This is a genomic window from Stenotrophomonas sp. ATCM1_4 (assembly GCF_004348115.1).
Classification (GTDB): domain Bacteria; phylum Pseudomonadota; class Gammaproteobacteria; order Xanthomonadales; family Xanthomonadaceae; genus Stenotrophomonas; species Stenotrophomonas capsici.
In genome coordinates, this window is the sequence record NZ_QPFB01000001.1 from 2,075,955 (window position 1) to 2,089,433 (window position 13,479).

General features: G+C 67.8%; 11 protein-coding genes. 8 read left to right on the forward strand and 3 right to left on the reverse strand.

Annotated elements, in window-relative coordinates; all coding sequences use genetic code 11:
- Positions 1-13: 13 nt before the first annotated feature.
- The 3 genes from sucB (at position 14) to ATCM_RS09530 (ending at position 3,603) form a co-directional block, all read left to right on the forward strand.
- On the forward strand, positions 14-1,216 hold the full coding sequence (gene sucB, locus ATCM_RS09520; RefSeq protein ID WP_132864300.1) for a dihydrolipoyllysine-residue succinyltransferase: 1,203 nt from the start codon (positions 14-16) through the stop codon (positions 1,214-1,216).
- 244 nt (positions 1,217-1,460) lie between these two features.
- Complete coding sequence (lpdA, locus tag ATCM_RS09525) at positions 1,461-2,885, forward strand: dihydrolipoyl dehydrogenase (RefSeq protein WP_132864301.1); 1,425 nt, start codon at positions 1,461-1,463, stop codon at positions 2,883-2,885.
- 124 nt (positions 2,886-3,009) lie between these two features.
- Entirely contained in the window at positions 3,010-3,603 is a 594-nt protein-coding gene (locus tag ATCM_RS09530; RefSeq protein WP_132864302.1) for a TIGR00730 family Rossman fold protein, read from the forward strand.
- Between the two features lie 85 nt (positions 3,604-3,688).
- Here ATCM_RS09530 and ATCM_RS09535 read toward each other — a convergent pair whose 3' ends face one another.
- Complete coding sequence (locus tag ATCM_RS09535) at positions 3,689-6,601, reverse strand: EAL domain-containing protein (RefSeq protein ID WP_132864303.1); 2,913 nt, start codon at positions 6,599-6,601, stop codon at positions 3,689-3,691.
- Between the two features lie 169 nt (positions 6,602-6,770).
- Here ATCM_RS09535 and ATCM_RS09540 point away from each other — a divergent pair, with 169 nt between their 5' ends.
- The 5 genes from ATCM_RS09540 (at position 6,771) to ATCM_RS09560 (ending at position 10,991) form a co-directional block, all read left to right on the forward strand.
- Positions 6,771-7,328, forward strand: coding sequence for an RNA polymerase sigma factor (locus tag ATCM_RS09540; protein WP_132864304.1), 558 nt, complete (start codon positions 6,771-6,773; stop codon positions 7,326-7,328).
- The gene (locus ATCM_RS09545) at positions 7,325-8,296 is read left to right on the forward strand and encodes a hypothetical protein (protein ID WP_132864305.1); all 972 of its coding nucleotides are present in this window, start codon (positions 7,325-7,327) and stop codon (positions 8,294-8,296) included. Before ATCM_RS09540 ends, ATCM_RS09545 begins: the two co-directional genes overlap by 4 nt.
- A 42-nt stretch (positions 8,297-8,338) precedes the next feature.
- On the forward strand, positions 8,339-8,935 hold the full coding sequence (locus ATCM_RS09550; RefSeq protein ID WP_132864306.1) for a YigZ family protein: 597 nt from the start codon (positions 8,339-8,341) through the stop codon (positions 8,933-8,935).
- Positions 8,928-10,700, forward strand: a complete 1,773-nt coding sequence (locus ATCM_RS09555; RefSeq protein ID WP_132864307.1) for an ABC transporter transmembrane domain-containing protein — start codon at positions 8,928-8,930, stop codon at positions 10,698-10,700. Before ATCM_RS09550 ends, ATCM_RS09555 begins: the two co-directional genes overlap by 8 nt.
- A gap of 90 nt (positions 10,701-10,790) precedes the next feature.
- Complete coding sequence (locus ATCM_RS09560) at positions 10,791-10,991, forward strand: hypothetical protein (protein ID WP_132864308.1); 201 nt, start codon at positions 10,791-10,793, stop codon at positions 10,989-10,991.
- A 343-nt stretch (positions 10,992-11,334) separates the two neighbouring features.
- Here ATCM_RS09560 and ATCM_RS09565 read toward each other — a convergent pair whose 3' ends face one another.
- Positions 11,335-12,441: a prephenate dehydrogenase gene (locus ATCM_RS09565; protein ID WP_132866122.1), complete on the reverse strand. Its 1,107-nt coding sequence runs from the start codon at positions 12,439-12,441 to the stop codon at positions 11,335-11,337.
- A gap of 17 nt (positions 12,442-12,458) precedes the next feature.
- Positions 12,459-13,367, reverse strand: coding sequence for a pyridoxal kinase (pdxY, locus tag ATCM_RS09570; protein ID WP_132864309.1), 909 nt, complete (start codon positions 13,365-13,367; stop codon positions 12,459-12,461).
- Between the last annotated feature and the right edge of the window lie 112 nt (positions 13,368-13,479).

Sequence of the window (13,479 nt, forward strand, 5' to 3'; positions counted from 1 at the left end):
GGAAAACAGCCACATGGCCACCGAAGTCAAAGTACCGGTACTGCCCGAATCCGTCTCCGACGCCACCATCGCCAGCTGGCACAAGAAGGCGGGTGAAGCGGTCAAGCGTGATGAGAACCTGCTCGACCTGGAAACCGACAAGGTCGTGCTGGAAGTGCCGGCACCGGTTGATGGCGTGCTGAAGGAAATCAAGTTCAAGGAAGGCGACACCGTCACCTCGAACCAGATCCTGGCCATCATCGAGGAAGGCGCGGTTGCCGCCGCTGCTCCGGCTGCTGCCGAAGCACCGAAGGCTGCCGCTCCGGCTCCGGCCGCCGCTGCTCCGGCCGCAGCCGCCGCCCCGGCACCGGCTGCCAAGTCGGCCGCCGACGGCCTGCCCCCGGGCGCCCGCTTCTCGGCCATCACCGAAGGCGTGAACCCGGCTGACGTGTCCGGCACCGGCCGCCACGGCGCCGTGACCAAGGAAGACATCGTCAACTTCGCCCGCAACGGTGGCGTCGGCAAGGCCGGCGGCGCACGTCCGGAAGAACGCGTGCCGATGACCCGCATGCGCAAGCGCATCGCCGAGCGCCTGATGCAGTCGAAGAACTCGACCGCCATGCTGACCACCTTCAACGAGGTCAACCTGTCCAAGGTGTCGGCCGCGCGCAAGGAGCTGCAGGAAGAGTTCGTCAAGGCCCACGGCATCAAGCTGGGCTTCATGAGCTTCTTCGTGAAGGCCGCCGCCAACGCGCTGCAGCGCTTCCCGCTGGTCAATGCCTCCATCGATGGTGACGACATCATCTATCACGGCTACTCGGACATCTCCATCGCCGTGTCGACCGACAAGGGCCTGGTGACCCCGGTGCTGCGCAACGTCGAGCGCATGTCCTTCGCCGACATCGAGAAGGCGATCGCCGACTACGCCAAGAAGGCCCGCGACGGCAAGCTGTCGCTGGAAGAACTGCAGGGCGGCACCTTCACCGTCACCAACGGCGGCACCTTCGGCTCGCTGATGTCGACCCCGATCGTCAACCCGCCGCAGAGCGCCATCCTGGGCATGCACGCCATCAAGGACCGTCCGATCGCCGAGAACGGCCAGGTCGTGATCGCGCCGATGATGTACCTGGCCATGTCCTATGACCACCGCATCATCGACGGCAAGGACTCGGTGCAGTTCCTGGTGGACATCAAGAACCAGCTGGAAAACCCGGGCCGCATGCTGTTCGGCCTGTAACAGGCCTGTAGCCCCTCTCCCTTCGGGAGAGGGGTTGGGGGCGCCAAGCAGCCCGTCTGCGGCTCATTGAAGATCAACGAGCTGCCGCGAGCCGCCAAGGCAAACCACCCGCTGTTCACCTGCTCTACTCGCGGCGGCCCGTTTCGAATCACGACTCTTTGATTGAACGACTGCGGCACCCTCATCCGGCGCTTCGCGCCACCTTCTCCCGGCGGGAGAAGGGATAGGAAACAAGGAATCTCTAATGGCTGAACAATTCGACGTCGTCGTCATCGGTGCCGGCCCGGCCGGCTACCACGCCGCCATCCGCGCCGCACAGCTGGGCCTGAAGACCGCCTGCATCGACGCAGCGCTGGGCAAGGACGGCAAGCCGGCACTGGGCGGCACCTGCCTGCGCGTGGGCTGCATCCCGTCCAAGGCGCTGCTGGACTCCTCGCGCCAGTACTGGAACATGGGCCACATCTTCGACCAGCACGGCATCAGCTTCAATGACGCCAAGATCGACGTGAACAAGATGGTCGGCCGCAAGGACGCCATCGTGAAGCAGTTCACCGGCGGCATCGCGCAGCTGTTCAAGGCCAACAAGGTCGCCACCTACTACGGCTTCGGCCAGCTCAAGGCCGGCAACCTGGTCACCGTCAAGCAGCATGACGGCAGCGAAGTCGAGCTCAAGGGCACCAACGTCATCATCGCCGCCGGTTCGGATTCGATCGAACTGCCGTTCGCCAAGTTCGACGGCAAGCACATCGTCGACAACGTCGGCGCACTGGACTTCACCGAAGTGCCCAAGCGCCTGGCCGTGATCGGCGCCGGCGTGATCGGCCTGGAACTGGGCAGCGTGTGGAAGCGCCTGGGTTCGGAAGTGGTCATCCTGGAAGCACTGCCGGAGTTTCTGGCCGCCGCCGATGCCGAAGTGGCCAAGGTCGCCGCCAAGGAATTCAAGAAGCAGGGCCTGGACATCCGCCTCAATGCCAAGGTCTCCAAGACCGAGATCAAGGGCGAGGAAGTCATCGTCACCTACACCGACGCCGAAGGCGAGAAGACGCTGACCGTCGACAAGCTGCTGGTGGCCGTCGGCCGTCGCGCCGCCACCAAAGGCCTGCTGGCCGATGGCACCGGCGTGCAGGTCAACGAGCGCGGCCAGATCGTGGTCGACGACCACTGCCACACCGGCGTCGATGGCGTCTGGGCGGTGGGCGACTGCGTGCGCGGCCCGATGCTGGCGCACAAGGGCTTCGAGGAAGGCATCGCGGTTGCCGAACTGATCGCCGGCCTACCGGGCCACGTCAACTTCGACACCATCCCGTGGGTCATCTACACCGAGCCGGAACTGGCATGGGTCGGCAAGACCGAAGCCCAGCTCAAGGCCGAGGGCATCCCGTACAAGGCCGGCAGCTTCCCGTTCGCCGCCAACGGCCGTGCGGTTGCGATGGTCGAGCCGGCCGGCTTCGTCAAGGTCCTGGCACACGCCGAGACCGACCGCGTGCTGGGCATGCACCTGGTCGGCGCCAACGTCTCCGAACTGGTCCACGAAGGCGTGCTGACCATGGAGTTCAGCGGCTCGTCCGACGACCTGGCCCGCATCTGCCACGCCCACCCGTCGCTGTCCGAGGCAGTGCACGACGCGGCGATGGCGGTCACCAAGCGCGCCATCCACAAGGCCAACTAAGCTCCATCGGCCTGTGAAAAGAAGGCTCCGCCCCGGCGGAGCCTTCTTGCTTTTGTACTTTCCGGGCCCGGCGCCTGTTCATCGGTGCCGGACGGAATACCTCCCGCTTTTTCAGGAACATCACATGAAGTCCATCTGCGTCTACTGCGGCTCCAACCCCGGCGCCAAACCCGTCTACGTCGAACAGGCCACCGCGCTGGGCAAGCGCATCGCCGCCGAAGGACTGCGCCTGGTGTATGGCGGTGGCCGCACCGGCCTGATGGGCGCGGTGGCCGATGGCGTGCTGGCGGCCGGCGGTGAAGTCACCGGCGTGATCCCGCAGCACCTGGTGGACATGGAAGTGGCGCACAAGGGCGTGACCACGCTGGAGATCGTCGGCTCGATGCACGAGCGCAAGTCGCGCATGTTCGACCTGTCCGACGCCTTCGTCGCCCTGCCCGGCGGCTTCGGCACCGCCGAGGAAATCTTCGAGATGCTGACCTGGCGCCAGCTAGGCATCGGCAAGAAGCCCTGCGCGTTCCTCGACATCGACGGCTTCTACAAGCCGCTGATCCACATGATCGACACCATGGTCAGCGAGCGTTTCCTGCACCCGGAGCAGCGCGAGGACCTCTGGTACGGCGACGACGCCGTGCAGATGCTGGAATGGATGCGCGCATATTCGCCGGCACAGGCGGACAAGTGGTTCGATGAGAAGAAGCGCAGCGCCCTGCGCTGAAGCAGCATCTGGAGGCACTCCTACCGCACGCCTGCCGTAGGAGCGGCCTTGGCCGCGAAGCTGGCGTCCGATCCTCCGCGCTGCCCTAGCCCGCCACAGCGCGCGGCAACACCGCTTCGCCCGGCGACGGATAGCCCAGCAGATACCCCTGTCCGAAGCTGCAGCCCAGCTCCAGCAGGGTCTGCAGCTGCCGGTCATTCTCCACGCCTTCGCCGATGGTCTCGATGCCCAGCGTGCGGGCCAGCGACAGCACCCCCTCCACCAGCGCCATCGTGCTCTTGCCGGTCTCCGCATGCAGGCCGGCGACGAAACTGCGGTCCACCTTCAGCGCACTGATCGGGAACCGGTGCAGGTACGACAACGCCGAATACCCCGTGCCGAAGTCGTCCAGCTGCACCACCACGCCACGCTCGCGCAGCTGGTGCAGGGTCTGCAGGGTACGCGGCGCGTCGTCGAGCAGGGCCATCTCGGTGATCTCCACCCGCAGTCGCTCCGGGTCCGCACCCGCGGCATCCAGCAGGCCCAGCAGTCGCGAGGCGAACTCGACCGAACGGAAGTGCCGCGGCGACACGTTCACCGAGATATAGCCGGCCGCGCTGTTGGCCAGGTCGCCGATCACGTGCTCGTAGATCTGCCAGTCCACCTGCTCGATCAGCCCGCTCTCCTCCCCCAGCTCCAGAAAGTCCCCGGGCGTGAGCAGGCCACGGCGCTCGTGCCGCCATCGCAGCAGCGCCTCGAAACCCACCACCTGGCCGCTCTGCAGGGAGACGATCGGCTGGTAGTACGGGATGAAATGCTGGTTCTTGATCGCCCGCCGCAGGTCGGCTTCCAGCTCCAGGCTGCGCACCGCCTCCTCGTGCATGGCTCCGTCGAACATCACGCAACGGTCCTGGCCCCGCAGCTTGGCCCGGTACATCGCGGCATCGGCGTCACGCAGCAGGTCCGCGCCCGAGGTATAGCGTGGGTTCCACAAGGCGATGCCGATGCTGCCGGACGGGAACAGCTCGCGCCCATCGACCCACATCGGCGCTTCCAGCGCCTTGAGCAGCCGGCGGCCCAACTGCATCGCCGCATCGGCGCCACGCTCGCAGCTGACCAGCAACGCGAACTCGTCGCCTCCCAGCCGCGCCACCACGTCCTCGCCCCGTACCAGTCCAACCAGCCGCCGCGCCACCTCGACCAGCATCTGGTCGCCGGCGGCATGCCCGATGCTGTCGTTCACCCACTTGAAACGGTCCAGGTCCAGGAACAACAACGCGAAATGCTGGGCGATGCCCAGCTCGGCATTCTCGATGGCGCGTTCTAGGCGGTCCTGCAGGTGCAGGCGATTGGGCAGCCCGGTCAGCACGTCGTGCATGGCCAGGTGGGTCAAGCGCTGCTCGGCGCGCATGCGCTCGCCGATCTGGCCAAGCAGCTTCTGGTTGACCTCCCCCAGTTCACGGGTGCGTTCCATCACCCGTCGTTCCAGGTCCGCATGCGCCTGCATCAGGCGCTGCTGGTCGCGCTGCCGCGTCAGGCCGGCACCGATGGTGCGCGCCACGAACACCAGCAGGCGCTGGTCATCCAGCGTGAACACCGTCTCCGGGTCATAGCTCTGCACGGCGATGACACCCACCGCCTCGTCGTCGCTGAACAAGGGAACCCCCAGCCAACAGTACGATTTGGCACCGAATTCGCTTACCGCGCCGGCGGCGAGCAGCGCATCGATATCCGCACGCATGGCCAACACCGGCGCCCTTCGGCGCAGCGTGTACTCCGTCAGGCCGGCACTGAACGGCCGTGACGGGCGTTCGCGGTTGAAACGGTCGACCGAGTAGACGAACTCGATGCCGTCACCGCTGGCACTGACCATCGCCACGTAGAAATTGCTGGCATCCAGCAGCCCGCTGATGATCGCGTGCACCTGCGCAAGGAACGCGTCCTGGCAAAGCCCGCCCATCGCCAGTTCGGAAATATTGAACAGCGCGGCCTGCAACTGCTCCGCGCGCCGGCGCTCGACGATCTCCTCCTGCAGGTGGACGTTGATGCGCTCCAGCTCCTGGGTGCGCTGCTGCACGCGCTCCTCCAGCTGCATGTGCGTCTGGTGGCGGTCCATCGTGGTCAGGATCTGCTTGGCCACGAAGTCCAGCAGCGCGCGTTCCTCCTCGCCGTAGCTGTCCTCGCCCACGTAGCTCTGCACCACGATCGCGCCGCAGACGCGGTTGTCACGCCACATCGGCACGCCCAGCCAGTCCAGGCTCTCCGCGCCCTCGCTGGTATCCGGCGGATACTCCAGGAAGCGGTGCAGCTCCCGCGACGGCCCGCTCATCACCCGGCCATGGCGCAGCACCGCGAAGGTCAGGCTGCCGGGCATCTCGTCATGGTGGTAGCTGCGCCCCGCCTCGGGCACGAAGTCGTCCTGCGTATCAACGTAGAACAGGAACTTCAGGCTCTCCTGGCGCTCGTCGCACTCGACGATGTAGCAGTTCTCCGCGTACATCAGCGAACACAGGATGCGGTGGAAATAGCCCAGCATCTCCGACATCGCCAGGTCCGCGCCGGCCAGGTCGGCGATCTCGAACAGCGCCCGCTGCAACTGGCGCGCCCGCTGCAGCTGCTTGATCTCCACGTGCTGGCGCATCGAATCGATGGCGCAGCCGATCAACACCCGCGCCGTACCCTGCCATGCCTGGCACTGGTGCGGCGCCAAGGCGCCGGCCGCATCGATCACCGCCGCCAGCCGCACCCCGCTGGCATGCTCCCAGGCGAAGCAGCGCTGCGCGGGGCCATTGTCGCCGGCCGGCGCATCGGCAAGGGCACGCCTGGCCCGCTGCAGCGCCACCGCTGCATCCACGGGCAGCACACAGCTCCCTTCGCCGAGCACGTCGTCGCGCCAGGCCACCGCAACGGCAGTCCCGGCAGGCAGCAGTCCCTGCAGCGTCGCCACGACCTTTTCCAGCGGCGTCTGGCTGGTGGCCTGTGCCGATTCGGTACGCGTTTCCAACTCGCTGTACGTCATGTATTCCGTCTCTCTGGGCCCCGGTTCCCCCGAAGCTCCCCCCGTCAACCAGCATACCGTCCCGGCCGGGTTCAAACCTGCAAATATTTCGCTTCACAATCGTGAACAGGCCGCGATCCACCGGCCTTGCCGACTAGGCATGCTCCACCGCAACACTTACGCTTCCCGCGTGGATACCGCCGTTCAATCCCCTTCCGACGAAACGCTGATGCTCGCCTACGCCGACGGCGACGGCGACGCATTCGCCGAACTGTATGCGCGCCACCGGGCGCGGCTGTTCCATTACCTGCTCGGACAGTTGCGCGACCGCTCGCTGGCCGAGGAGCTGTTCCAGGACGTGTGGCAGAAGATGATCCATGCCCGCAACGGCTGGCGGCCCGACGCGGCCTTCGCCACCTGGCTGTTCCGCATCGCGCACAACCGCTTGAACGACCACTGGCGCGCTGCACGCCACCGCCCGGTGGCCCCGGACGACGCCGATGAGCGCACCGCGCGCCTGGCCGACACCTGCACCCCTGAACTGCTGGCGGACGAACAGGCCCAGCGGCTCGAACTGCGCCAGGCCTTGGCCGAACTGCCACCGGAGCAACAGGAGGTCGTGATCCTGCGCCTGGAGCAGGAATTGAGCCTGGAGGAGATCGGGCAGATCACCGGCGTGGGCCGGGAAACCGTCAAGTCGCGGCTGCGCTATGCGATGGACAAGCTGCGCGCGAGGTTGAGCCAATGAACACGTCTGACCTGCTCAGCGCTGAAGAACGCGAACTGGCCCGGCTGCTCGGTCGTCCGGGCCCGGCCGCTGGCCCCAGCCCAGGCCTGGACGCCGCCGTCCTGGCGATGGCGCGTGCACCGGCAGCCCCGGCCGCAGAGACCCCGCCGGCGGCGGCACCGGTCGCCGCCCCGCTGCCTGTCCGTCCCCGGACCACCGGCTGGGGACGACGTCGCCGCGTCGTGTCCTCGCTGGTGGCGGTCGCCTCGCTGGTCCTGGTGGTTGGCCTTGCCTGGCAGTTGCGCCCGCTTCCGCCCCAGCCCGGCATGGCCCTGCCCGCCGCCACGGAATCTCAGGCGGCGCCGGCTGATGCCCCCACCGCCGAGGCTCCCCCGCTGCAGCAGTCGGCCGATGCCGCCGCCAACCAGGCGACGCTGCCCGCCACAGGCATGGCCGAAACCGAGCCTGTGCCCCCGCCCCCGCCGGCTCCTGCACGGGCCCGGGCCCAGGCTGCGCCTGCCGCGGCCGCTCCCGTCGCTGAGCCGGCCGCCGCGGAAGTCATCGCCCCACCGGCGGCCTACAGCACCGCCATCCTCCCGCCCGCTCCCCCAGCGCCTCCGGCGCCCGCGCCGGCAGCCATCAGCGCCCCGGTCGAACAGCAGGCCGATGCGTTCCCGGCCGCCGACGCGGGCGCTGACCGCGCGTCGGTCCCGCAACGGCCGCAAACGCCACGTCCCGTCATGTCCGCCCCCATCCCACATGCCGGTGCCAAGGCCACCGCCAAGGCAGTCGAAGCCCGCAGGGAACAGGCGCAGGCGGCCGACATCGAGGCTGACGGTGGCCTGTCGCGGCACCAGTGGCTAAAGCGCATCCGCGAACGCCGCGACAACGGTGACCTCGACGGCGCCCGCGCCAGCCTGCGCCAGTTCGTCCAGGACTACCCCGAGGCGCGCGTGCCGCGTGACCTGCGCCCGTTGCTGGAACCGTGAGCACAACGCACGGCTGCTGCGGCAGCCACTAGAATGGCGGCGATGCTCGACACCCTTGCCGCACCGGCCAGCCACGCGCTGGAAATCAAGCACAGCCGCTTCCTCGCCCAGGCCTGCCCGATCAACAGCGCCGCCGAGGCGCTGGCGTTCTTCGATGCTGTTTCCACGCCGGATGCCACGCACAATTGCTGGGCCTACCGCTACGGCAACGAGTACCGCTCCAGTGACGATGGCGAACCCGCCGGCACCGCCGGGCGGCCGATCCTGGCCGCCATCGATGGCCAGGGCTACGACCGCGTCGCGGTGGTCGTCACCCGCTGGTACGGCGGCATCAAGCTGGGGGCTGGCGGGCTGGTGCGTGCGTACGGCGGCACCGCCGCCGAATGCCTGCGGCTGGCCACGCGCAGCCCGCTGGTGCCGATGACCGAGCGCATCCTGCAATGTGGCTTCGAGGACATGGGCATCGTGCATACCCTGCTGGGCAGCGCCGGTGCCGAGAAGCTGGACGAACAATTCCTGGCCGAGGGGCTGCGCCTGCACGTGCGCCTGCCGGCCGACCGCATCGATGCCCTGGCCATCCGCCTGCGCGATGCCACCCGTGATCGCCTGCGCCTGAGCGAGCCTGCACACCATGACTGAAGCCCCCCCGTCGCCGCGCGAGCCGCGCCTGAAGAAACTCGGCAGCCTGAAAACCCTGTGGCCATTCGTGCGTCGGCATGGCGCGCTGTTCAGCGCATGGCTGCTGGCGCTGGCCGTCTCCTCTGCGGCCACGCTGAGCCTGCCGATGGCGGTCAAGCAGATGATCGACACCGGTTTCTCCGGCGGCGGCAGCGAGATCAACCGCGCCTTCGGCCTGCTCTTGATCGTGGCGATCGTGCTCGCCCTGGCCACCGCAGCGCGCTTCTTCTTCGTTTCCCTGCTGGGCGAGAAGGTGGTGGCCGACCTGCGTGGACAGCTGTACGCGCACCTGATCGGGCTGGACGCCGGTTTCCATGACCGCACCCGCAGCGGCGAGCTGGTCTCGCGCCTGTCCGCCGACAGCGAGCTGCTGCGCAGCGTGATCGGCTCGACCATGTCGGTGGCGCTGCGCAGCACCGTCACCGTGGTCGGCAGCATGGTCATGCTGTTCGTGACCAGCCCGCATCTGGCGCTGTACTCGCTGATCGGCATCCCGCTGGCGGTGCTGCCGATCGTGCTCGGCGCGCGCCAGTTGCAGAAGATCTCACGCGCCAGCCAGGACCGCGTGGCCGACGCCAACACTCTGGCCGCCGAGACACTCGGCGCGGTGCGAACGGTACAGGCGCATGCACGTGAACCGTACGAACGTGGCCGGTTTGAAGACGCACTGAAGGTATCGGTGGCCACCGCGCGGCGTCGCATCGGCACTCAATCCTTCGTCACGGCCATCGCGATCATGCTGGTGTTCGGCGCCATCGTGGCGGTGCTGTGGTCCGGCGCGCACGATGTGGTCGATGGCCAGATGAGTGCCGGCACGCTGGGGCAGTTCGTGCTGTATGCGCTGATCGGCGGCGGCTCGGTCGGCGCGCTGGCCGAGGTCTGGAATGAGCTGCAGCGTGCCGCCGGTGGCATGGGCCGCATTGGCGAGCTGCTGGTGGAAACCCCGCGCATCACTGCGCCGGCGCAACCCGTGCCGCTGCCTGCGCCGGTCCGTGGCCAGATCCGCTTCGAGCAGGTCGCCTTCCACTACCCGCAGCGGCCTGACCAGCCCGCCCTGGACGACTTCACCCTGACCGTTGCCCCCGGCGAGACGGTGGCCCTGGTCGGCCCTTCCGGGGCCGGCAAGAGCACCGTGCTGTCGCTGCTGCTGCGTTTCCACGACCCGGACGCCGGCGCGGTGTACCTGGATGACATCGACCTGCGCCAGCTCGACCCGGCCCAACTGCGCCAGAGCATCGCACTGGTGCCGCAGCAGCCGGCCCTGTTCGCCGCCAGCGCCGCCGACAACATCCGCTACGGCCGTTTGGATGCCACCGACGAGGAACTGCGCGCCGCCGCCCGTTCGGCCGAGGCCGACGACTTCCTCAGCCAGTTGCCGCAGGGCTATGACAGTGACCTGGGCGAGCGTGGCGCGCGCCTGTCCGGCGGCCAGCAGCAACGCATCGCCATTGCCCGTGCCCTGCTCAAGGACGCCCCGGTGCTGCTGCTGGACGAAGCCACCAGCGCATTGGATGCCCAAAGCGAGCGCGCGGTGCAGCAGGCGCTGGAGCGGCTGATGGCCGGCCGCACCACGCTGGTCATCGCGCACCGCCTGGCCACCGTGCTCAAGGCCGACCGCATCGTGGTGATGGACCACGGCCGCATCGTCGCCCAGGGCACGCATGCCGAGCTGCTGGCCCAGGATGGGCTGTACGCCGAGCTGGCCCGGCTGCAGTTCATCGATTGACCACGTCCGGGTAACGCCCGCATAACGCTGCAAGGGGCAAGCTGCCCCGGCAGTGCACGCGCACCGCATCGTGCGGACAGGAGGTGAGCCATGGCGTTTCGACAGTTCCCTGCCACCAGTGAAGAGGGCGAAAGCTGGGTCGTGATCGAGTTCAAGGACGAAGACGGCGGCGCGGCGCATTCCATCCGCTACGAGCTGTCCGACGGGCGCCCGCTGATACGCGAGGGCAGCCGCCTTTTCACCTCCGACGGCGAGGTCCGACTGTCCTTGAACCAGTCGTATCGCGCCTGAGCCTGAATGCGCTTTGCCGATATCGCCTTGAACTGGTCAATATTTAGGCAACCGTCTTGACAGCCTTGTGCCCCAAGGGCTGCCGGCGATTATCCACATGGTTGTGAACATTTCATCCACACCCCCTGTGGATTAGTACAGAACCGTCTCACCGCCTGCGACCACTGCAGGAGCCGCCTCGGCCACGAAGCAGGGAGTGCTTGACGTACGCAAACCCCTCCGTCCCAGGCACGCCCTCACCCCTTGGCGCCAATCGATGGGACGGCCGGAGAGGAACAACGCTTCGACATCCATGCAGGACCCGGCGCGGGGATGGCATCCCCGCCCAGGCATCCTCGTCCGCCTAGCGCCCCAGCACACGGCCAATGCCGCTGCTGTCGATCTCCGCCGACACCGCGGCCAGCACCTCGGGCGCATAGGCCTGCACGAACCCCATCCGGAAGTGCACCTCGCCTGCCGGCGTACGCGAGGAGTGGATCGAGGCCAGGCTGATCCCGTGCCGCTCGAACACGTGCAGCAGTTCGCGCAATGAACCGGCGCGATCCTCCGGCAGGTGCACGCTCATTGCCCGCTGATCGGTCAGATCCGCCAGCAGGTAGCCGAGCCGTTCGAAGCTGTAGTTGCCATCACGCAACGTCTGCTCGCCGACCGCTTCGCGGTTGACGTCCAGGAACTGCTTCCGGAACGCGGCACGCGCCTGTTCGCTACCTTCGGCCAGCAGGCCGCGCAGCTGCTGCAGCTGCTGCAGCAGGTGATCCAGCACCTCGCCGGCATGCGGGTTGCCGAACTGGATGTCTTCATAGATCGCTGGGTTCAACGACAGGATCCGCGAGATCACCGTCGCATCCAGCTCGAACGCAGCCGAGCGGTACGGCATCAATTCCTGCAATGAGCCCAGCATCGGCGCGTACTCGCGCAGCACGCCGACCTGCGCCAGGTGGGTGGCATGCACCATTGCCTGCACCAGCGCCATTACCCGGTCATGGTGTTCGGCCGTGCCACGTACGCATTCGGCCTGCAGCGCCATGCACAGCGCATCCAGCCAGGCCTGCCAGCGTGCATCCAGCCGCGCCTCGCAGACCACCATCACCCTGCCCTTCAGGGTGGGAGCCTTGGGGGGCGCCGTCATCGGATGCAGCCCGGCCACCGAGGCCTGCGACTCCAGCATCGCCGCGACCGGCCCGGCCTTGATCGAGGTGACGTCCAGCCACAGCCGGCCACGTTCGCGTCCGGCCGATTGCTGCACGTACTGGCGGATCAGCGCCGGAGTCTGCCGGATCGGCGCGGAGAACAGCAGCACGTCGGCGCGTTCCAGCAACTGCTCCGGCGTCTGCGACGAGGCATCCACCGGATCGTGCCCGATGACTTCCAGGCCCATCCGGGTCTGGAAGAACGTGCGCAGCCAACGACCATAGGCGCCACCACTCCCGACGATGCCGATCACCGGCATCGCCGTCGCGTCCTGCGTCACGCCAGGCGCTCGGCGCGGAAGCGGTACGGCGTGCCCAGCGCGGCCGGCGCCGCGGCCAGCACGTCGAACTCCTCCACGCCCTCGGCCAAGGTGGCTTCCAGCGCGGCGTGCACGCCGGCGATCGCACGCCCGACGGCGTCCTCGAAGGCATGACCCTTGATCAGGAAGGCCACCAGCAGCGACATCAGCACGTCACCGGTGCCGGCCACGTCCACCGGCAGGTGCGGCGAGGTCCAGCGCCACACTTCATCGCGGCCGATGGCCAGCGTCACCAGCTCGCCCGGATCGCCGGACACCGAATGCGCGATCACCCATTCCGGCCCACGCTCAAGCAGCTTGCGCGAGGCGGCGATGGCATCGTCCTGCTCCAGCGCCGGCATGCCGGTCAGGCGTCCCAGCTCGAAGGCATTGGGCGTCACCAGCCAGGCATGCGGCAACAGCCGCTCGGCGAACACGCGTTCCAATCCCGGCTCCACGTAGGGGCCGGTATGGGTGTCGCCGATCACCGGGTCCAGGCAGTAACGCAGGTTGGGCGACTGTGGCAGCACTTCGTCGAGCCAATCGGCGAAGGCCGCGCCGTTGTCGACGCTACCGAAGTAACCGGAGACCAGCATCTTCGCCCGCTGCGGCAAGCCGCGCTCGCTCGTGCCCTGCAGCAGCTCGGCGAACCAGTCCGACGGCAGCACCCGGCCGCGCAGGGTCGAATAGAACGGCGCATTGCTGAGCAGCGTGGTCGGGATCTCCGCCACGCGCAGGCCCAGCGCGCGCAACGGCGGCACCGCCGCACTGTTGCCGGCATGGCCGTAGACCAGTTGGGATTGAACGGAAATCACGTCCACCGGCGACGGCCCATCAGGGCGCTGCCGGCGACCATGCACGAGGTGGCTGTGGTCGGGATTGTTCATTGCAACATTCTACGTCCGCCTGCCACCGCGCGGCCCAGGACGCTTGCGTGCGCAACCAACGCAACCGCCCGAAACGCGGAAAGCCGCAGCAAGCTGCGGCTTTCGCGTCGAA

Coding starts and splice junctions, on each gene's coding strand:
- sucB (WP_132864300.1), top strand. CDS start 14: ATGGCCACCGAAGTCAAAGTACCGGTACTGCCCGAATCCGTCTCCGAC.
- lpdA (WP_132864301.1), top strand. CDS start 1,461: ATGGCTGAACAATTCGACGTCGTCGTCATCGGTGCCGGCCCGGCCGGC.
- ATCM_RS09530 (WP_132864302.1), top strand. CDS start 3,010: ATGAAGTCCATCTGCGTCTACTGCGGCTCCAACCCCGGCGCCAAACCC.
- ATCM_RS09535 (WP_132864303.1), bottom strand. CDS start 6,601: ATGACGTACAGCGAGTTGGAAACGCGTACCGAATCGGCACAGGCCACC.
- ATCM_RS09545 (WP_132864305.1), top strand. CDS start 7,325: ATGAACACGTCTGACCTGCTCAGCGCTGAAGAACGCGAACTGGCCCGG.
- ATCM_RS09550 (WP_132864306.1), top strand. CDS start 8,339: ATGCTCGACACCCTTGCCGCACCGGCCAGCCACGCGCTGGAAATCAAG.
- ATCM_RS09555 (WP_132864307.1), top strand. CDS start 8,928: ATGACTGAAGCCCCCCCGTCGCCGCGCGAGCCGCGCCTGAAGAAACTC.
- ATCM_RS09560 (WP_132864308.1), top strand. CDS start 10,791: ATGGCGTTTCGACAGTTCCCTGCCACCAGTGAAGAGGGCGAAAGCTGG.
- ATCM_RS09565 (WP_132866122.1), bottom strand. CDS start 12,441: ATGCCGGTGATCGGCATCGTCGGGAGTGGTGGCGCCTATGGTCGTTGG.
- pdxY (WP_132864309.1), bottom strand. CDS start 13,367: ATGAACAATCCCGACCACAGCCACCTCGTGCATGGTCGCCGGCAGCGC.